Source organism: Weissella kandleri (assembly GCF_001438705.1).
Taxonomy (GTDB): domain Bacteria; phylum Bacillota; class Bacilli; order Lactobacillales; family Lactobacillaceae; genus Weissella; species Weissella kandleri.
In genome coordinates this window covers 119,513-139,187 of sequence record NZ_JQBP01000003.1, presented here as the reverse complement: position 1 = coordinate 139,187, position 19,675 = coordinate 119,513, and the positions used below count along the sequence as shown (strand labels likewise).

The window sequence follows — 19,675 nt, the reverse complement described above, 5'->3', positions numbered from 1 at the left end:
AAATATGGCAAAATTTACAGATTATAATCTAAAGTCCGAAATTTATGCGGCCTTAGCAGAAATGCATTTTGATAAACCTACGCCTGTTCAAGAAAAGATGATTCCAACGATTTTACAGGGGCGTTCGGTGGTGGGACAGTCACAGACTGGTTCAGGTAAGACGCATGCGTTCTTAATTCCAATTTTTGAACATTTAACCCAAGCTAGTGAAGTGCAAGTTATTATTACAACCCCTTCACGGGAATTAGCCGCACAGATTGAACATGCTGCTAAACAAATCGCTAATCAATTTGTGCCAGAAAAGCAACCCAAGATTGGTTATTATGTCGGTGGGACAGACAAAGCTCGGCAGGTGAATCAGTTAGATGCTGGTCAACCACAATTGGTCATTGGAACGCCGGGACGTATCTTAGATTTAAGTAAGATGGGTAAGTTAGACTTACATACGGCCAAGACCTTGGTGATTGATGAAGCGGACATGACGTTAGATGGTGGATTTTTACCAGATGTCGATTCAATCGCTGGGGCGCTCCCTTCTGATTTACAAATGATGGTGTTCTCGGCAACTATTCCACAAAAATTACAACCATTTTTGAAAAAATACCTAAATAATCCAGTCGTGGAAGAAATTCCGAGTGAGACTGTGATTGCTAATACAATTACCAACTTGTTAGTGGGGACAAAGGGGCGAAGTAAAGATGAAGTGATTTATCATCTCTTAACGATGGGCTCACCTTATATGGCGTTGGTATTTACCAATACAAAAGAGCGCGCTAAAGAATTAGCGCAATATTTGCGACAAAACCACTTAAAGGTGGCTGAAATTCATGGTGACATTAAGCCACGTGAACGTAAGCGGACCATGGCGGCGATTCAACATTTAGATTATCAATACGTGGTTGCGACTGATTTGGCCGCACGCGGAATTGATATTCCAGGAGTTGATTTAGTCATTAATGATGGAATTCCAAGTGAATTAGAGTTCTTTATTCATCGGGTAGGGCGTACGGGACGTATGAACCAAGCCGGAACAGCTATTACTTTGTATAATCCAGATGAGGAACAACGTGTGGCAGCCGTGGAAGCCTTAGGAATTGAATTTGAACCGAAAAACTATGTGCAAGGTGAACTGCGCGATGGAATTGATCGCCGCCGCCGCCGTCAACGAAATAAATCGACAACTAAACTAGATCCAACCATGATTGGAATGGTTAAAAAGAAAAAGAAAAATGTTAAACCTGGCTATAAGCGACAAATTAAGGCAGCAATTGCAAAAGACGCCCGCTTCAAGAAACGGGTAGCCACGCGTGAAGAGTTGCGGGCAAGTCGGAAAGCTAAAAAGAAGGCATCGGATCAAACGCATCGGCGTTAAACCAGAAAGGGGGGATATAATGTTATTTTGGACACGCATTAAAGACTACGTAATTTTAATTGGTGGATTTATTGTAGGGGCGTTGATGGTCGCGATTTCCATGAACTTCTTCTTTATCCCAAATAATATTTTCTCCGCTGGTTTCAATGGGATCGCACAATTGCTAAACCTTTTTTTGGAAGCGGTCTTCCATATTAAGATTCAAGTTGGAACGGTGATTTTGCTCTTTAATATCCCAATTGCGATTGCTGGATGGTTTTGGGCTGGACGAAGATTTGTGGTTTTGAGCTTTTTAAATAATTTATTGGCTTCAGAATTACAAATTATTTTGCCTAAGGTGAGCATTGTTAATAACGAGCCAATCTTAGCTGCACTATTTGGTGGCGTGCTATTAGGAGTTGGAATTGGATTAACGTTTAAGTTAGGCTTTTCCACTGGTGGAATGGATGTGGTTGCGGCGATTGTCCAAAAGCGAACGGGACGTTCAATTGGTTCCATTAGCATGATGATCAATGGAATGATTGTTATTATCGCAGGTTTCTTCATTGGCTGGCAAAATGCGATGTATACGATTATTGGGATTTATGCAACGTCGACGGCGATGGACAGTATTTATACTAAGTACCGGAAGATGACAGCCTTTATCGTAACAAAGCATCCAGAAGAAGTGATCGAGACATTGCAGGTCAATGTTGTCCGTGGAATTACGGTGATGGATTCAAAAGGGGCTTATACCAATGAGCCTTCAAAAACCTTGATGATGGTCTTGTCACGTTATGAACTAAGTGACATGGAATACTATACCAAAGAAGCAGATCCAGATGCATTCATTAATGTCGTAAATACATTAACGGTATCACAAAACTTTGTGAATGAAGATTTGCAACGGCAGATTCAGATGGAAAAAGTTGCTGCACAAAAGCAGATATCAGATGCATTGAATAATTAAAGGAGATAATTATGCCATTTGTACACGTAGAACTAGTTGAAGGACGAACAGAAGCTCAATTGAAGGCGATGATGACTGAAATCACAGACGCCGTGGAAAAGAACGCTGGTGCACCACGTGAAGCCATCAAGGTAATCGTGAATGAGATGCCTAAAAATCGCTACATGGATGGTGGTAATTTGAAGTCAGAAGTTTAATTGATTTCTGAGTTAAAGTTATACAGATTGGAATAAGAAAGATACTAATTAACGCAATCTGTTAATTAGTATTTTTTTGAAATTAGGTGGAAAACGCTGGCAATAGCTGAACTTGAAGGATGGGAGTATAGAAAGTATGACCGCAAAATATGTGATGGCAATTGATCAAGGGACCACAAGTACACGGGTTATTTTATATGATCATTCAGGAGCGACCGTGGGCTTAGTCCGAAAAAGTTTAAATGCAAGATTCAGACAGCCGGGGTGGGTTGAACAGGACGCAGCTTTGATTTGGGAAAATACAGCCACGTTAATGTTGGAAGTTTTGGAACAGTATCAAATTGATAGTGCTGATATTATCTCCATTGGGATTACAAATCAACGTGAGACAACGGTTTTATGGGATGCGGAGACAGGACAGCCTTTAGCGCCGGCGATTGTCTGGCAATCGAAGCAATCCACGCAAATAGCAGAACGTATTAAAGATAGTGATGTCATTGATACTATTTATGCTAAAACGGGACTCTGGGTGGATTCTTATTTTTCGGCGACGAAAATTATGTGGTTGATGGAAGAACATCCGGAGTGGGAACCATTGTTTGAGCAAGAACGGGTGCGTTTTGGAACGATTGATACGTGGATTTTGTGGAATTTAACTGAGGGGCGTGAACATGCGACTGACATGACAAATGCGTCGCGTACCATGTTATTTAATATTCATACTTTGAAGTGGGATCAACAATTATTACAGCTGGCAAAGATACCGATGAGTTGTTTGCCGGTGGTTAAAAATTCGGCGGATGATTTTGGAACGACATCGCTACTAGGAACGCCAATTCCGATTAATGCCTTGATTGGGGATCAACAGGCGGCTTTGTTTGGGCACCAGGCTTTCCAAGCGGGCGCAATTAAGAGCACTTATGGGACAGGGGCTTTTATTGTGATGAATACTGGACATGAGCCGCAGACTTCTAAGTATGGTTTATTGACGACGATTGCGTATAGTATTAATAATGAAGTTAATTATGCTTTAGAAGGTTCAATATTCGTGGCTGGGGCAGCGTTACAGTGGTTAGAAGAAGGAATGGGTATCTTAGAAGATGTAACGCTCTCCTCACAAATGGCGCAAAATTCTAGCCTAGCTCAGCCCTATCAGGACATTTATTTAGTTCCTGCATTTGCAGGTTTGGGTGCGCCATATTGGGATCAAAAGATTCGAGGAGCAGCCTTTGGATTAACGCGCATGACAAATCATATGGATTTGGTGCGGGCTACGTTAGAATCATTGGCCTATCAGACGAAAGATGTCTTAGAAGCAATGTATGATGATACTGGTATTGAACGCACCCAATTAGTGATTGATGGGGGGGTGGCTGCCAATGACTATTTGCATCAATTCTTAGCCGACTTATTACAAATCGAAATAACGCGTCCGGTTAAACTAGAAATGACCGCACGAGGTGCCGCTTATTTAGCTGGTTTGCAGAGTGGCTTCTGGCAAGATCAAGCTGATTTACCCAAAAATGTTCCAACAGTTACCGCAGCTGGGCGAGCATACCAAAGTGAACGGATGGTTAAGCAGTATCAAAACTGGCAACGCGCCGTTGAATCTGCACATGTGTTCGCATATAGCGAAAGCTAAAATAGCAATTAAGTAAAAATTATGTTACAAAACTGTGTCAAAAATCCAAAATTCAATGACTTAAATTAATTAATTTACGGTATTTGGCTAGTTTACTGGCGTTTTATACTATTTTGAACATTTGTTCGCCGATGCGTCGAAAAAGATACGTTATTATATAAGTATTGAAAAGATTGTAACGAATGATTTTAGGAAAGTAGGGGCGTGCAATGGTTAATAAAAAAATTGCGGTAGGATTAGTTGGTGCAGCAGGGGTAGCAGCTGCAACCCAAGTTCCAGCAGTTCAAGCTGGAGTAGAACAATTAACGCAAAAAGGACAAGATACTGAGTCTTTGGCAAAAGCAACGTCATCAAGTCAAATTAAAGAAGAAAATGTAAAAAATAAAGGCATCAAAACGAATCATAAAGTGGCTGCGAAGGTCGCTGCTGATACGGTTGACCAAGTTGTAACGTCAACTTTGAACGTGATTTCATCAGCAGGAACCATTGTGGCAACTCCGGCAAGTCAAGAAATTGCTTCAGATGCGAACGTGGCAGACACTAGTGATGTGACGGCACCAACAAGTAGTGCTTCTGTTAAAAAAATGGATACTGCTAATGTTTTGACACCTGCTGAGTCAGCTGCTGTTGAATCTAGTCAAGCATCACAACCAGTTAAACTGGATGATGATGTAAAAAAGTATAAGGTGATTGATGGTGATACATTGAGTAACATCGCTAATCGTTTTGGAGTTTCTTACAGTAGTTTGTTAGCTGCTAATCCTGGTTTGACTGGCTCAAGTTTACGGGTTGGACAATATATTACGATTCCAACGACTAATGAAAAACAACAAACACCAGCGCAAGACGATTCAGCTTCTAAGGCTGATAGTTCTTCAGCTGCCCCAGTTGTAGATGAGAGTCAAAATCAAGATACAACGCCAAATCAAAATGATAACCAACCAGCCGTAGATGACGAGACGAGTCAAGCTAGTGACAACAGCCAATCAAATAATAATCCCGCGCCTGATAACAATGCTGGGCAAAGCAACACTGGTGATCAAAATGATACGACTGGCGATGACGCAAATCAAAATGATGATAATCAAGCCAATGATGACAATAATGTCGCACCTGGCAATGGTGATAATCAATCCGATGCTGGTAGCGATGTAAATACCAATCCTGGTAATGATGCAAATAATAATCAAAATAATGCTGGGGATACGAACCAAGACAATAATTCAGGTTCAGAAGTTGATGGAATTTCAGCTGCGCAACAAGCAACGTTGGATGCCCTAAATGTTTTGCGAACTTCACGTGGATTACGGCCAGTTGTCTGGGATGCACGTTTGGCGATGACAGCACAAGGGCGTGCCAACTTAGTAGCGTCAACTGGACAAATTCCTGATGATCACTGGAGTTGGGGAGCTGGTCCTGAAGTAATCGCGATTGATTGGCCGGCTGGCTCATCAGTCATTAATGCTTGGAATATTGACGATGCTTCAGTTGGAATGATTACTAATAATTTGGGACACCGACGTTGGCTATTAAGCCCAGATACAACCAAGGTTGGATTTGGAATTAATGGAAACGTGATTGACGGAATTTCAAATGGAACAGATTTCACAGTGATCTAAGTTTTAAAAATTAAAGGTTGAGATGAAAATGCTCAGCCTTTTTTATTGAATAGATTTCAAAAGGCTTAAAACCGTCTGGGCAAACCATTCAGGCTCAATAAATAGATACTTAAAGCTAAGATAATAATTGAAATAATTTAACATTTGCTTTATGATATAGATAACAAACTGTCTAAAAAGATTGAAAAGAGGTTTTTGAAATGTCAGGACACAGTAAGTGGCATAACATTCAAGGACGTAAGAACGCCCAAGATGCTAAGCGAGGAAAGATCTTCCAAAAGTTATCACGTGATTTGTATACCGCAGCTAAAGCGGGCGGAGTTGACCCTGATGGAAATCCTGGGTTGCGTTTGGTTATGGAAAAGGCTAAAGCAGCTAACATGCCTAAGGATAATGTGCAACGAGCATTAGACAAGGCTTCTGGTGCTGGTGGTGCTAATTACCAAGAATTGACGTATGAAGGGTATGGACCCGCTGGAATCGCCGTATTGGTTGAAGCTTTAACGGATAATACGAACCGAACAGCTTCAAATATCCGGACCGCCTTTAAGCATAGCGGTGGGGAATTGGGAACTTCAGGTTCAGTGGCATTCCAATTTGAGCGTAAAGGTTATATAGAAATCCCTCGGGACGAAGACGCTCCAGAAGTTGATGAAGATCAATTGTTTGAAGACATGTTAGAAGCTGGGGCTGACGATATGAAGACTTACGATGATCAATTTGAAATTTATACTGATCCTAAGGCCTTTCCAGAAGTGCGGGATGCTTTAGAAGCTAAGGGATATAAGTTAGTTAATGATGAAGTCACGATGATTGCAGATAACCCAATGGAAGTTCCTGCAGACAAGGCTGAGACCTTAGCTAAATTAGTTGACGAATTAGAAAACGATGATGACGTTTCAGCAGTTTATACTACTGCTGAATAATAAATGAATGGTGTTGAGAAAGGTGTGCGACCTGAGATCAATGCCATTTTTTATTTGCTAAATTGTGAACGCAGAGCACAAATTGAAGGCGTTTTCAAAATAAATTTTAATTTTTTAGATGGTTTATGAAATTTCACGGATGATTATGCTAGAATAAGCATAGGTTATCAAGAAACAAGCTCATGAATTGAGCGGCCCTTAAGTTTGTATAAAGATATTTTGAGCACAATGATAATGTGAAGATTTAGCGATTGGTGTGCAGCTATTTTGTGCTTCGTTGTGAAGAAAAAATGTTCATTTATCAAGTTATCAAAATTTAATTACTTGATTGGGGGAATTTGTTTATTTGATGAATTTTGGTTTTTGAGGCCTAAGCTTGCTAATCATTAGTGTTTATTTGATGATAATCGTTGATGGATTAATTGTCTTGTAGTGGTAAAAATCAACATACCACATTGAGATTCAGTTTACATTTTGATGATTGATTGGAAAATAATGCAAATGATGTTTCACGGCAATACTGACATTACGTATCAATAGGAGGGCAGTAATAATGCAAGAATTTGATTATGACGTAGTTTATATCGGAAGCGGACATGGAACCTTTGACGGAGCAATTCCGCTCGCAGCTAAGGGAAAGCGTGTAGCGATTGTTGAAGCAGAGAAAGTAGGTGGGACTTGCCCTAATTGGGGATGTAATGCCAAAATTTTACTAGATGCACCAGTGGCCTTACAACAGACTTTGCGTGCTTCTGATGGAATTATTAGTGGTAGTGGTGAGATTGATTGGGCAAAGAACCGGGCTCACAAGCAAGCAGCGATTGATGGCATTCCGGATGCCCTCCAAGCAGGAATGGAAGGCGCTGGCATTCAAATGTATTTTGGACACGGTCGGCTAGTTGACGCTCATACAGTAAGCGTGGACAATAAAAAAATTACAGCCGAAAATATTGTGATTTCGACCGGCTTGCGTCCCCATCAATTAGAAGTGCCTGGCCAAGATTTGACTCATGATTCTAAAGAATTTATGGACCTAGATCATATGCCAAAGCATTTAGTTGTTGTGGGTGGTGGTTACATTGGAGTTGAATTTGCAACGATGGCCAATGCAGCTGGTTCAGAGGTGACATTGCTTTTGCATAGCGGTAAAGCTTTAGCAAGGTTTAATCAAACCTATGTTGAACAGATGCTGAGTGATTTGGAAGCACGTGGCGTTAATATTGTGCGAAATCAAGAGGTAGAGAAGTTTGTAGAAAATGGAACTCAAATTGAAGTTGTCTTGTCAGAAGATACATTCACGGCGGATTGGGTCTTGGATGCAACTGGACGTGTTGCCAATGTTGAAAATTTGGGGCTTGAAGACTTGCAAATTCAAGCTAGTGCGCAAGGAATCGAAGTCAATGAGTACTTACAAACGACAGTGCCAAGTATCTATGCATCAGGGGATGTAATTGATAAGCGTCAACCTAAGTTGACACCAACTGCTCAATTTGAATCGAAATATTTAATGCATCGTTTTGCCGGGGAATCCGATGCCGCAATTGATTATCCAGTTATCGCAACGAACGTATTTACTACGCCAAGAATTGCGCAAGCTGGAGTTACGATTGCTGAGGCTAAAGAAGCCCCCGAGCAATACACGATTCAAGAGAAGGATTTATCTGGTGATTGGTACCGTGCAGTCGATTATGAAAAAGATCCAAAGTTGACTTTGATTTTCAATCAAAAGCAGCAATTAGTTGGCGCAACTGAAATTTCAGAACGTGCAGAAGATACCATTAATGCTTTGTTACCAGCTATTGAATTTGGATATACTCCTGATCAATTGGAGCGATTGGTTTACATTTTCCCAGCCATTGCTTTTGATGCCATCGGTAATTTATAAAATTTAAAATTAAGCATTATCTGGCTCCATCGCCGGGTGATGCTTTTTTGTTTAATTGGAATGATGGGGGCAAGCCAATGTTAGTATTTCATCCATAAAAAATTTAAATTAAATTGTTGTTTTTAGTAATTTTGGGTTCTTTTATAGTGTTAGGGGGAAGCCATGATTATTGAAAAACGCTTTAATGAGTTGGTCGCACAGGTGTTAAAAGTACAAGGAAGTGATTTATATATTTTACCGCATGCGGGTGAATACCGAATTGCAATGATTTCTCAGCAAATGTTACAAGAAATTACACGAATATCGATAGAGGAGGGACGGAAATTAATTCGTTATATTAAATATCAAAGTGGGATGGATTTAAGTGAAACCCGACGTCCGCAGTTAAGTCGGATGGTTTATCAATTGGGAGGTCAAAAATACCATTGCCGGATTTCAGGGGTTGGTAATTTTTTAAATCAAGAATCATTAGTGATTCGTTTCTTGTATCAACTTACGGATTTAAACTTACAATGGGAATCTGAAAAGCCGTTGCAACGTTTAATGCAAACTTTACGCAACACATCGGGGATGCTTCTTTTGAGCGGTAAGATGGGGGCTGGGAAAACGACAACTTTACATTATCTACTTCAAGATGTGAAACGAACAAGGTTAATCTTGAGCATCGAGGATCCTGTCGAATTAGCAGATACTGAACTACTACAATTACAGGTGAACGAAATTGCCGATATGACTTATCCAAAGTTATTAAAAATAGCTTTAAGACTGCATCCGGAAATTTTATTGATTGGTGAAATTAGAGATGCAAAAACGGCTCAAATCGCTATTGAGGCGGCAATGAGTGGTCATTTAGTATTAAGTACGGTGCATGCACGTTCGTGTTTGGGCGTTTGGTATAGAATGCGGGCATTTGGAGTTAATGAAAGTGACTTAGCATATGCTTTAAATATGGTGGGTTATCAAGAGATGGTACAAACCGTTGACAAAGGGGCGTGTGGACGTTTAGAAGTTTTAGATGGATATGAACTACAAGAGAAATTAAAGGAGAAGCAACGTGCGTAACGGGAAGTGGACCGCAAAGGATCAAGTTTATTTTTTTGAAAATTTGAGCGATCTTTTAGAGACAGGCTATTCATTACAAGATGCTTTAAATACTTTAAGGATGTTGAGACCAAATTTAGAAAAAGATTTGGAGCACATAATGGCAAGCTTAGAAAGTGGATCCGATTTCATTGACGTAATTAAGCCGTATGTTAATCAACGAATTAAATTCCAGCTTTCATTTATAGCCATTCATGGTAATTTATTAGCAATTATAAGGGAAGTTGGACGTTTAGAACGGCAGGCTTATCAACAGACACAAAAATTTAAAGCGTTATTGCTTTATCCGTTTGTATTAATTTTATTAACTGGAAGTTTAGGCGGTGGATTAGCCTTGTTTTTTTACACACACAAATTACAAGTAACTTCTAACTTTAATTTAATTGACGTGGCAATATATGGTGGAGGAATCTTAGGCGTCTTGATACTGATATGTTGTTCACTCTGGTTTAAATTTAAAAGAGTGCCAACTTTAAAACGTTGGCGTTTGGCCATGCAGATTCCATTTATATCATCATTATTACGTAATATTATTGGTTATTATATGGCATTTAATGTGGGGATCTTGTTAAGAAGTGGTGTTAATTTAGCCACAATTGTTAAGCGCAGCAGTCAATATAGTCAAAAGACATTTGTAGGTGCTTTGGGGAGTGAGATGCAAATTTATTTGGAGCATGGCTCTGATTTAATCGTATATCTAAAAGAAAATAATTTATTGCCAGATGAGGCACAAACAGTTTTATCAACAGGCAAGACGCCTTTAATGATGGGGAAAGATTTAGAATTTTTAGCTGAATTGAAACGGCGCCGGGTGATTCATCAAATTGAACGTTGTTTGAATTTAATTCAGCCAGTTTGTTTTATTTTGATTGGTGTAGTTGTGATTGGATTGTATGTGAGTTTTATGTTGCCACTGTATTCTGAGATGGGAGAAATCAAAACATGGTAAAGAAAATGAAACGTCGAGAGGGCTTTACATTGATTGAAGTGGTGACAACTTTATTTATTATTGGGTTATTAACGTTGTTGATTTTGCCGAATTTATACCGGATTCGAGATATTGCTGATCAACGGCAGGCAAAAGCGATGGAACAAACAGTTCGCTCTCAAGTAGAATTATTCCGGCTAGAATATCCTAACAATCCACCTAATTTAGATAAATTAATTAGTGGTCGCTACTTAAATGAACAGCAAGTCGATCGTATGCGCCATCTAGGAATTAATATTAGCAAGGACGGTGAAGTAGCACGTTCTAGTAGCCGTTAATGTATTTTAGAAAAGGAAGCTCTATGGTGGAAATGGTGGTAGCTTTATGCATTTTAGGCTTAACTTTTGTGCTGTTATGGCATCCACCCAAAAAGGATGAGCCAAATGAAAACTGGGATCAGTTTGAAACCGAGCTGCGTTTGTTAGTTACGAAAGGGCGCAATGTTGAATTAACATACGATAGCGAGATTTACGGAGAAAAGGGGACGCAATCTGGCTATATTTGTATTGAAGAACATAATCAAAAAGTAGCTTTGCCCCGTGGATGGCAGCCCAGTGAAGAAGATGTTATTCATATTCGTAATGGTGGATGGGTTCAACCAGGACGTATTCACCTAAAAAATATGCACAATGATAAAACTAAAGATCTTGTATTTTCGATGGGATGGGGTGATTTTAGAATTTATGGAGCGTAAGGGGATGATTATGCTTGATGCATTACTAGCAATGGTGATCGTGAGTGGTATTGTTGTCGGTACGAATTTAAGTGTACAAACTATTTGCCAACAACGTGTGCGCCATCAAAAAGAACAAGTTCAATTGTTAGAACGGGTACAGCAAGTTAAATATGATTGGATAAAGCTGATTGAAAAAACGTAAAGGAATAATTTTAACGGAAATGTTAATGAGTTTAGGATTAGTGGCCATGGTTACTGTTTCTTTATTGGGTATTATTAAAACGGTTCAAAGTTTAAAAGTAGCTGGTCAACAATATGATTTCAAATTGCAAGTTAGACAGTTTATGTTGGATTTGAATCATCCGCGATTTACATTTAGTTTATTGGGGTATATTGAGCATCGGTATGTCGGTCGAGAATTAGCCTTGTATTCAAGTACACGTAAGCAACCTTATTATGTAGGATACTTTCGCAATAACATGGTTTTAAAAAGTTCGCGGTATGGTCATGGTGGACATATGCCTATGATTAAAAAAATATACATTACTGATATTAAAGAAGATCCAAAATTCCCAGAAACTTTTTGGTTAGAATTTAAACCAACGGAGCATATTTTTCATTCGCGGATTCCAGCACATGAAGATACTTGTTATGTGGCTTATGAAAAGCTAACAATTCCATTAAAAGATCGCGAAGATGAGTAAAAATATGGTAAAGAGAACAGGAAATATTGCTGTTACACATTTAGTTTTGTGTTTGACGCTCTTGACGGTCGTCATGAGTGTAATTCAGCTAGAGATGCGTAAAGATAGTGTGGTTGTGGCGCAAAATCGTAAATTAATTCGGAATATTAAATACTATGAGCGTCAAATATCGGAGTATCAACAAGGACGTAGAGAATAGCAGAAAACGTTGAAATAAAGCAAAACTTGCACTTCATTCTTAAAATAGATAAACTGGTCATTAAAGTGATTTTAACAGGAGAATGAAGATAAATTATGTATGAAAAAATTGAGACCACGGTGCAAGCGTGGCAAGTTTTGCGAGATGAAATCAGTCAACAGTTAGATATTTCCGCAATGGAAGCGTTAATTATCATCTTTTCAGCGTTAATTGATGGGCAAGTGGATCGTGACGATGTAGATTCAGAACAAATTGCACAGTGGGCAACAGTAACTAAAAAATTTAATTTAACACAATTTAACTCGGCGCAAAAACGCCAGATATTTCAATTAGTTGTAGTTGGATCTATGATGGATGATAAGTTACAAGCAAATTATCAAATTACCCCGGATGCGATTGGGATGTGGATTGGATTTATGGTTAAAGAGCTGGGGAGCAATTATAAATTACCGCTCCATATTACAGATTTAGGATTTGGCACGGGGAATTTAGCTGCAACTGTGACGCAAGTATTAGAAGATGATCGACAAGTTGAATTACGTGGAATTGAAAATGATGACACGATGTTAACGATTGCGAATGGCTTGATGAATTTGTTAGATGAACAATGGCAATTAGATTTTGCAGATGCAATTACCTTAGAAGAAAAAGTACCAACACAGATTGTAATTGGTGATTTGCCAGTAGGATATTATCCTAATCGAGATATTGAAGGTTATCAAGTTTACCAAGGAGATGAAGAAAAACTGCCTTACGTTCATCACTTGTTAATTGAAAAGGCTTTGAAAATGCTAGATGATGATGGGGTGGCAGTCTTGCTAGTACCTGCCCAATTATTTAAATCTGAACAAGCACCAGCTTTACTCAATTGGCTGCAAACTGATGACGTCTATTTACAAGCTATCTTACAATTCCCAAAAGAGTTATTTGCTAATCCTGCAGCCAATAAACATGTTTTGATTTTACAAAAGTCGGGTCAACATGCTACACAAGCAGAGCCCGTTTTATTGGCCCAAATTCCGCAATTAACCGATAAAGAAGCTAACGAAAAATTTATTGCTGAATTTGACCAGTGGTTTAAAAATAATCCCGGCTTAAAAGTTCAAGCATAGGTTGTATTTTAGCGAATGTTAAGATGCGGGTTGACCTTAGATTTAAGTTGTAAATCTTTGGCTTTCCATGGTAAAATGTTGGTTAATAAGGGTTTTGTGAAATTAACAAGACCATAAAAGGAGATATTTAAGATGGCTAAAACAATTGCGATTAATGCAGGCTCTTCTTCGTTGAAATTTCAATTAATTGAAATGCCAGAAGAAAAGGTGATTGCAAAGGGGCAAATTGAACGGATTGGACTATCAGATTCTATTTTTTCATTGAAATTTAATGGAGAAAAGTTTGAAAACATTTTAGATATCAAAAATCATGAACAAGGAATTGCCTATATGTTAGAGCAGTTCACCGAACATGGCGTTATCGAAGATATTCAAGAAATTACTGGAGTAGGTCACCGAGTGGTAGCTGGTGGAGAATGGTATAACCATTCCGTGGTTGTTGATGATGAAGTAATGACTAAGTTAGAAAAGTTGATTGACTATGCGCCACTACATCAGCCCGCAAATATCGCAGGAATTAAAACTTTCCAAAAGTTATTACCTAACGCTATTTCAGTAGCAGTTTTTGATACTGCTTTCCATCAAACGATGCCACAAGTAAATTACTTATATGGATTACCATATGAATATTACACTAAGTACGGAGCACGTAAGTATGGGGCTCACGGAACATCACATCGCTATATTTCATCACGTGCGGCTGAGATGTTAGGTAAGCCTTTGGAAGAATTAAAGATGATTACGCTTCATTTAGGAGCCGGCGCATCAATCACTGCCATTAAAGATGGAAAATCATATGATACTTCAATGGGATTTACACCCTTGGCTGGGGTGATGATGGCTACACGGACTGGCGATGTTGACCCCTCATTAGTTAGCTATATTCAAGAACGTGAAGGGTTGACGAATGATCAAATGTTAGATGTCTTAAATAAGAAGTCTGGTTTGTTGGGTGTCTCTACGATTTCTTCAGACATGCGTGATTTGCAGGCCGTAGAAGATACTAATCCACACGCAAAGTTAGCTATTGACATGTGGGAAGATCGGGTCTTACGTTATATCGGACAATACATCGTTGAAATGGGCGGTGTTGATGTTTTGGTCTTTGCTGGAGGAGTTGGTGAAAATTCACCGGAGCAACGTAAGAATATTATTGACCGTTTGCATTTTATGGGAATTCGGATGGATGATGATTTGAATGCTGATTTGCACGGAAAAGAGGCCAACTTGAGTACGGATGATTCAACTGCACAAGTTTTGGTGGTTCCAACTGATGAAGAGATTATGATTGCGCGTGATGTGGAAGCTTTAAAGTGAGCTTTATTGATGGCATCTAAACGTGGATTATCGTTGTAAGTTGGCGATGAAATATTGAAGTGGTTTGCGCTTAGTAAGCCGGTATATCACTTATAGGATTCAGTAGTTAAAGGCTTTGTGCTATGACTACTGAATTTTTAGCTTAATAACTAGTTATGGTAGCGAGCAATATATTAATTAAAAACGTGCTAGAAAGGAGTAACACAGATGTTAATTGCCAATGTAATAGTAGATGTACCAACTTTACAGACAAATCGTCCTTGGGCATACGGTATACCAAAACAATTGCAAGATGTGGTTACTCCTGGAATGCGAGTTCAGGCTCCATTTGGAAATGGAAGTCGGTTGCTTCAAGGCTTTGTGGTCAGCGTGGAAACAGATAACTTTACAGAGTTTTCCGATAAAAAATTGAAATTAATTCAAGGAGTTCTGGATTTAGAGCCAGTTTTAAATCCTGAATTAATTCAACTTGGACAGGTGATGGCTAAACAAAATTTTGCTTTTCAAATTAGCATGTTTCAAACGATGTTACCTAATTTTTTTCGCGCACGTTATGAGAAAAGTTTGGTATTGATGGAGCCCAGCAAAGTGATGGATGAGCGAGTCCATCAACTTTTTGCCGACCGGGATGAAGTGGCGTTTAATCGCGAAGAAATTCCTGACGAATTATTATCAGTCTTAAAAAGGTATCAGCAACAAAAGATTATTAAAATTCATTATCATATCAAGAACCAAGCTAAAAGCAAGTTGGTGCGGCAATTTAAAGCGCAGCAAACGGCTGAGAATTATTTGCGATTACGATCTGAATTAAAGCTTAGTGCAACGAAACAAGCGCGCATGTTAACGTATTTGAGCGAGCACAGTAACGATGAATGGCGCTTAGTTAGCGCACTAGAAAAAGAATTTAATTTTAGCAGTCAAGATGTGAAAAAAGCTGAGGAAAAAGGCTGGCTACAGACAGAGTATGTCGAAGCTTATCGTCAACCCGAAACGATGAATTTAAGTGGGTATGCTCAACCATTAACCTTGAATTTTGAACAATTTGAAGCTTATCAAACAATTCAACAAGCGCTAATTGAACAAAAAAAACGCACCTTTTTGTTGGAAGGTGTAACGGGTTCTGGTAAAACAGAGGTCTATTTACATAGTATTGCGCAGGCTTTGGAATTAGGAAAAAGTGCGATTATGTTGGTACCAGAAATCACGCTAACTCCGCAAATGGTACAGCGTGTTAAAGGCCGGTTTGGGGCCCAAGTAGCCGTTTTACATTCCGGTCTTTCTGATGGCGAACGTTATGATGAATGGCGTCGTATCAATCAAGGAACCGCCAGGGTCGTGGTTGGTGCTCGTTCAGCCATTTTTGCGCCTGTTGAGAATTTGGGCTTGATTATCATTGATGAAGAACATGAAAATTCGTATAAGCAAGATGACAATCCACGGTATCATGCCCGAGAAGTGGCTGATTGGCGGGCTGATTTTCATCAAGCAACAGTAGTTTTAGGCTCAGCGACCCCATCTTTGGAAAGTCGCGCGCGCGCCCAAAAAGGGATTTACACTTTGTTGCACTTACAACAGCGAGTTAAAAACAATTCGTTGCCACGTGCTGAAATTATTGATATGACTGAATCTTTAAAAGTAAATGGTGATGATTTATATTCTAAAAAATTAATTGAGGCAATCAAAGCACGTTTAGTTCGACATGAACAAACGGTTTTAATGTTAAACCGGCGGGGCTATGCTAATTTTATGATGTGTCGAGATTGCGGTTATGTCCCAATGTGTCCCAACTGTGATTTAGCGATGACGGTACATGCTGATACGCATCGTTTAGAGTGTCACGTCTGTGGGGCGACACAAAGTTTGCCATATGTGTGCCCACAATGCCACTCGAAACGCATTCGCCCGTTTGGAACGGGTACCCAGAAAGCGGAAATGCAACTACAAAAATTATTGCCACAAGCTAAAATTTTACGCATGGATAATGATACAACGCGGCGTAAAGGCTCAGTTGAAAAGTTATTAACGAGTTTTGGAAGGCAAGAAGCTGACATTTTAATTGGAACCCAGATGATTGCGAAAGGACTTGATTTTCCGAATGTGACGCTGGTCGGCGTTTTAAATGCTGATACAAGTTTACGGTTGCCAGATTTTAGGGCTAGTGAACGGACTTTTCAGCTTATTACTCAAGTCGCTGGTCGGGCAGGACGTGCAGATAAAGCGGGCGAGGTCTTAATTCAAACCTTTAATCCCCAGCATTATGCCATTCAATTGGCTAAAGATCAGGATTATGAACGATTTTACCAGCAGGAAATGCGTTTGCGCCATCAATGGCGCTATGCACCATATTATTATTCGATTCAGATTAAATTTGTTCATGCGGACGAGATGCAGGCAGTTCAGGCGGCAATGCAAACGGCAGAATGGTTAAAAAATCATGTCGCGGATAATACGATGATTTTTGGCCCAGCGCCCAGTGGAGTTAAAAGACTTAAAAATAAATATCATTACCAAGTGTTGATTCGATATCAACATGATGCACAGCTAGAGCAAGCCATGACACAGTTAATGGATGATGCGCAAAAATGGCAAGCAAAAGGGGTTCAAATTAGTATTGATCGTGACCCTTTGAATATTGGATAGGAGTAAGAGATGACGACAAAGATTATATTTATGGGGACACCTGTATTTGCAGTGAACATTTTAGAAGCATTGTTGCAAGAAGCAGATTATGAAGTAGTAGCCGTTTTAACGCAACCTGATCGACCAGTGGGACGGAAACATACGTTGACGCCCAGCCCGGTTAAAGCCTTAGCACAGGAGCATCAATTACCGATTTTCCAACCGACAAAATTATCTGGTTCAGCTGAAATGGACCAATTAATTGCATTGGAGCCGGATATTATGATTACCGCAGCTTACGGGCAATTTTTACCAACAAAATTGCTAAAAGCTGCTAAAATTGGTGCAATTAACGTCCATGCTTCGTTACTTCCTAAATATCGTGGAGGAGCCCCAATCCATTATGCTGTGATGAATGGTGATGATGAAACGGGAGTCTCAATTATGTACATGATTAAAGAAATGGATGCAGGAGATATTTTGTCACAAGCCCGTTTGCCAATTACTGATGCTGATACAACAGGGACCATGTTTGAAAAGCTTTCATTATTAGGACGGGATTTATTACTGCAAACCTTACCTGATTTAATTGCCGGTACGAATCAAGCCTGGCCTCAAAACCAAGCGGAAGTAACTTTTGCCCCAACGATTAAGCCAGAAGAAGAGGTGATTGACTTTAACCAACCGGCTCGGACGATTTTTAATAAAATTCGGGGATTAAATCCATTTCCGATTGCGCATACGACGATTAATGGTGTGCGGACTAAGTTAATTAGTGCTCACTTGGTAGATGAAACAAATCAAGCTGAAGCTGGAACGGTGGTTTTGAAAAATAAACATGAACTTTGGATTGCTGGAAATGATGGTCATGCGGTTGCAATTGACCAGATTCAACCAGCGGGTAAGGCGGTGATGGATATTACGGCGTATCTCAATGGTCACGCTAATTTTAATGAAGGTGATCAGGTGATTACAAATGAGTAAGGGAAAACAAAAAATTGCAGATTGGGAACAGCAAAATGCTCGGGCTTTAGCTGTTCGGACGTTAGAACAAGTCAAAAATGGAGCTTATTCTAATTTACAATTAAATCAAATTATTAAAGATTCAAAATTAGATCAACGGGATGTTAACCTCCTTACGACCCTGGTTTATGGTGTCATTCAACATCGCTTGACATTAGAATATTGGCTACAACCCTTTACTAAGGGAAAAGCTGATCCGTTCGTCCAGGAACTTTTGATGATTTCGCTTTTTCAAATGCAATATCTTGATAAAGTTCCCAATCATGCCATTTTTGATGAAGCTATTCAAATCGCGAAGCGGCGAGGACATGATGGTATTCGTAAATATGTGACGGGCATTTTGCACGCAATTGATCGCCAAGGAGTCCAAACAATGGATGCTATCAAGGATCCAGTAGAACGGCTTTCGATTGAAACATCTATTCCAATTTGGATCATTCAACAATTGAAGCAAGAGGTCGGTTTTGAGAAAACCCAGTCGATTGCGATGAGCTTAAATCAGGCGCCTAGGCAAACGGTGCGGGTTAATCGGGCTATAACAGATCCGAAGACAGCTATCGCTAGTTTAGAAGAAGAAGGCTTTATCGTTAACCCTTCACTGGTCAGTGCAGATGCGCTGGTGGTCGAGCACGGGCATGTTGCGAATTCTAATACTGCATTAGATGGTTTAGTAACCGTTCAAGATGAGGCAGCTACTTTGATGGTGCCTAATTTACAGTTACAACCAAATGCGCATGTATTGGATGCTGCGGCGGCACCAGGTGGAAAGACAACCCAAATTGCAACTTATTTAGATCCGAAGCAAGGCGGTCAGGTAGAGGCATTAGATATTCATCCTCATAAGGTGCGCTTAATTCAAGAAAATGCTCAACGGTTGCATGTTGATGCCCAAATTATGGCACAGCAATTAGATGCGCGCAATGTTGATGAACGCTTTGCAGATGCTAGTTTTGATGCGATTTTGGTCGATGCACCTTGTTCTGGCTTTGGTTTAATGCGTCGTAAACCAGAGATTAGGTATGAAAAGCAATACCAGGATAGTCAAAATTTACAAAAGATTCAATTAGCGATTTTAGAAGCAGTCGCACCAAAGCTAAAGCCGCAAGGTCGGCTAGTATACGGAACTTGTACCATTTTTGAAATTGAAAATGATGCCGTGGTACAAGCTTTCTTAAGTGAACATTCTGATTTTGAATTAGTCAAAACAAAAGGTGCTTTGACATCACCAGCTCAAACATCTGGTCAAACAAAGCTCACGCAACAAATTTATCCAGATGATTATGGTTCAGACGGATTTTTTATTGCTACCTTAAGAAAAAAACAGTAAGATTATTTTAGATAGAATT

The 19,675-nt window shown here is 39.6% G+C and carries 19 protein-coding genes; all 19 read left to right on the top strand.

Going from position 1 to position 19,675, the window contains the following annotated elements; genetic code table 11:
- Positions 1–4 precede the first annotated feature (4 nt).
- The 19 genes from IV73_RS03845 to rsmB all read left to right on the top strand — a co-directional run bounded on the left by IV73_RS03845 (position 5) and on the right by rsmB (position 19,656).
- Positions 5–1,372: a DEAD/DEAH box helicase gene (locus IV73_RS03845; protein WP_057755156.1), complete on the top strand. Its 1,368-nt coding sequence runs from the start codon at positions 5–7 to the stop codon at positions 1,370–1,372.
- A 19-nt stretch (positions 1,373–1,391) separates the two neighbouring features.
- Positions 1,392–2,321 (top strand): YitT family protein, encoded by a 930-nt coding sequence (locus IV73_RS03840; protein ID WP_057755153.1) that lies wholly within the window; start codon positions 1,392–1,394, stop codon positions 2,319–2,321.
- An 11-nt stretch (positions 2,322–2,332) separates the two neighbouring features.
- A complete protein-coding gene (locus IV73_RS03835) occupies positions 2,333–2,518 on the top strand; it encodes a 2-hydroxymuconate tautomerase (RefSeq protein ID WP_057755150.1) in 186 nt (61 codons plus the stop codon).
- 136 nt (positions 2,519–2,654) lie between these two features.
- The gene (glpK, locus tag IV73_RS03830; protein ID WP_057755147.1) at positions 2,655–4,160 is read left to right on the top strand and encodes a glycerol kinase GlpK; all 1,506 of its coding nucleotides are present in this window, start codon (positions 2,655–2,657) and stop codon (positions 4,158–4,160) included.
- Positions 4,161–4,369: 209 nt separating this feature from the next.
- Positions 4,370–5,779 carry a LysM peptidoglycan-binding domain-containing protein gene (locus IV73_RS03825; RefSeq protein ID WP_057755144.1) on the top strand — a complete coding sequence of 470 codons (1,410 nt, stop codon included), beginning with the start codon at positions 4,370–4,372 and terminating at the stop codon, positions 5,777–5,779.
- Positions 5,780–5,979: 200 nt separating this feature from the next.
- On the top strand, positions 5,980–6,705 hold the full coding sequence (locus IV73_RS03820) for a YebC/PmpR family DNA-binding transcriptional regulator (RefSeq protein WP_057755142.1): 726 nt from the start codon (positions 5,980–5,982) through the stop codon (positions 6,703–6,705).
- Between the two features lie 553 nt (positions 6,706–7,258).
- The gene (locus tag IV73_RS03815) at positions 7,259–8,590 is read left to right on the top strand and encodes a dihydrolipoyl dehydrogenase family protein (protein ID WP_057755139.1); all 1,332 of its coding nucleotides are present in this window, start codon (positions 7,259–7,261) and stop codon (positions 8,588–8,590) included.
- Between the two features lie 162 nt (positions 8,591–8,752).
- Entirely contained in the window at positions 8,753–9,652 is a 900-nt protein-coding gene (comGA, locus tag IV73_RS03810; protein ID WP_057755137.1) for a competence type IV pilus ATPase ComGA, read from the top strand.
- Positions 9,645–10,640, top strand: coding sequence for a type II secretion system F family protein (locus IV73_RS03805; RefSeq protein ID WP_057755135.1), 996 nt, complete (start codon positions 9,645–9,647; stop codon positions 10,638–10,640). Before comGA ends, IV73_RS03805 begins: the two co-directional genes overlap by 8 nt.
- Complete coding sequence (locus IV73_RS03800) at positions 10,634–10,957, top strand: prepilin-type N-terminal cleavage/methylation domain-containing protein (protein ID WP_083485545.1); 324 nt, start codon at positions 10,634–10,636, stop codon at positions 10,955–10,957. The genes IV73_RS03805 and IV73_RS03800 overlap by 7 nt, the downstream gene beginning before the upstream one ends.
- Positions 10,957–11,373, top strand: coding sequence for a hypothetical protein (locus IV73_RS06675; RefSeq protein ID WP_162258962.1), 417 nt, complete (start codon positions 10,957–10,959; stop codon positions 11,371–11,373). Before IV73_RS03800 ends, IV73_RS06675 begins: the two co-directional genes overlap by 1 nt.
- Before the next feature lie 10 nt (positions 11,374–11,383).
- Positions 11,384–11,557 (top strand): hypothetical protein, encoded by a 174-nt coding sequence (locus IV73_RS03790; protein WP_157049536.1) that lies wholly within the window; start codon positions 11,384–11,386, stop codon positions 11,555–11,557.
- Positions 11,544–12,059 (top strand): hypothetical protein, encoded by a 516-nt coding sequence (locus IV73_RS03785; protein WP_057755125.1) that lies wholly within the window; start codon positions 11,544–11,546, stop codon positions 12,057–12,059. Before IV73_RS03790 ends, IV73_RS03785 begins: the two co-directional genes overlap by 14 nt.
- A 4-nt stretch (positions 12,060–12,063) precedes the next feature.
- Positions 12,064–12,258 (top strand): hypothetical protein, encoded by a 195-nt coding sequence (locus tag IV73_RS03780; RefSeq protein WP_057755122.1) that lies wholly within the window; start codon positions 12,064–12,066, stop codon positions 12,256–12,258.
- 95 nt (positions 12,259–12,353) lie between these two features.
- On the top strand, positions 12,354–13,370 hold the full coding sequence (locus IV73_RS03775; RefSeq protein WP_057755118.1) for a class I SAM-dependent methyltransferase: 1,017 nt from the start codon (positions 12,354–12,356) through the stop codon (positions 13,368–13,370).
- A gap of 132 nt (positions 13,371–13,502) precedes the next feature.
- Positions 13,503–14,687 (top strand): acetate/propionate family kinase, encoded by a 1,185-nt coding sequence (locus tag IV73_RS03770; RefSeq protein WP_057755115.1) that lies wholly within the window; start codon positions 13,503–13,505, stop codon positions 14,685–14,687.
- Positions 14,688–14,894: 207 nt separating this feature from the next.
- Positions 14,895–17,327 carry a primosomal protein N' gene (priA, locus tag IV73_RS03765; RefSeq protein WP_057755112.1) on the top strand — a complete coding sequence of 811 codons (2,433 nt, stop codon included), beginning with the start codon at positions 14,895–14,897 and terminating at the stop codon, positions 17,325–17,327.
- A 9-nt stretch (positions 17,328–17,336) separates the two neighbouring features.
- Positions 17,337–18,290, top strand: a complete 954-nt coding sequence (gene fmt / locus IV73_RS03760; protein WP_057755108.1) for a methionyl-tRNA formyltransferase — start codon at positions 17,337–17,339, stop codon at positions 18,288–18,290.
- Positions 18,283–19,656: a 16S rRNA (cytosine(967)-C(5))-methyltransferase RsmB gene (gene rsmB, locus IV73_RS03755; RefSeq protein WP_057755105.1), complete on the top strand. Its 1,374-nt coding sequence runs from the start codon at positions 18,283–18,285 to the stop codon at positions 19,654–19,656. The genes fmt and rsmB overlap by 8 nt, the downstream gene beginning before the upstream one ends.
- Positions 19,657–19,675 lie beyond the last annotated feature (19 nt).

Excerpts from the sequence above, each read along its gene's own strand:
- IV73_RS03845 (WP_057755156.1), top strand. The coding sequence starts at position 5 with ATGGCAAAATTTACAGATTATAATCTAAAGTCCGAAATTTATGCGGCC.
- IV73_RS03840 (WP_057755153.1), top strand. The coding sequence starts at position 1,392 with ATGTTATTTTGGACACGCATTAAAGACTACGTAATTTTAATTGGTGGA.
- IV73_RS03835 (WP_057755150.1), top strand. The coding sequence starts at position 2,333 with ATGCCATTTGTACACGTAGAACTAGTTGAAGGACGAACAGAAGCTCAA.
- glpK (WP_057755147.1), top strand. The coding sequence starts at position 2,655 with ATGACCGCAAAATATGTGATGGCAATTGATCAAGGGACCACAAGTACA.
- IV73_RS03825 (WP_057755144.1), top strand. The coding sequence starts at position 4,370 with ATGGTTAATAAAAAAATTGCGGTAGGATTAGTTGGTGCAGCAGGGGTA.
- IV73_RS03820 (WP_057755142.1), top strand. The coding sequence starts at position 5,980 with ATGTCAGGACACAGTAAGTGGCATAACATTCAAGGACGTAAGAACGCC.
- IV73_RS03815 (WP_057755139.1), top strand. The coding sequence starts at position 7,259 with ATGCAAGAATTTGATTATGACGTAGTTTATATCGGAAGCGGACATGGA.
- comGA (WP_057755137.1), top strand. The coding sequence starts at position 8,753 with ATGATTATTGAAAAACGCTTTAATGAGTTGGTCGCACAGGTGTTAAAA.
- IV73_RS03800 (WP_083485545.1), top strand. The coding sequence starts at position 10,634 with ATGGTAAAGAAAATGAAACGTCGAGAGGGCTTTACATTGATTGAAGTG.
- IV73_RS06675 (WP_162258962.1), top strand. The coding sequence starts at position 10,957 with ATGTATTTTAGAAAAGGAAGCTCTATGGTGGAAATGGTGGTAGCTTTA.
- IV73_RS03790 (WP_157049536.1), top strand. The coding sequence starts at position 11,384 with ATGCTTGATGCATTACTAGCAATGGTGATCGTGAGTGGTATTGTTGTC.
- IV73_RS03780 (WP_057755122.1), top strand. The coding sequence starts at position 12,064 with ATGGTAAAGAGAACAGGAAATATTGCTGTTACACATTTAGTTTTGTGT.
- IV73_RS03775 (WP_057755118.1), top strand. The coding sequence starts at position 12,354 with ATGTATGAAAAAATTGAGACCACGGTGCAAGCGTGGCAAGTTTTGCGA.
- IV73_RS03770 (WP_057755115.1), top strand. The coding sequence starts at position 13,503 with ATGGCTAAAACAATTGCGATTAATGCAGGCTCTTCTTCGTTGAAATTT.
- priA (WP_057755112.1), top strand. The coding sequence starts at position 14,895 with ATGTTAATTGCCAATGTAATAGTAGATGTACCAACTTTACAGACAAAT.
- fmt (WP_057755108.1), top strand. The coding sequence starts at position 17,337 with ATGACGACAAAGATTATATTTATGGGGACACCTGTATTTGCAGTGAAC.
- rsmB (WP_057755105.1), top strand. The coding sequence starts at position 18,283 with ATGAGTAAGGGAAAACAAAAAATTGCAGATTGGGAACAGCAAAATGCT.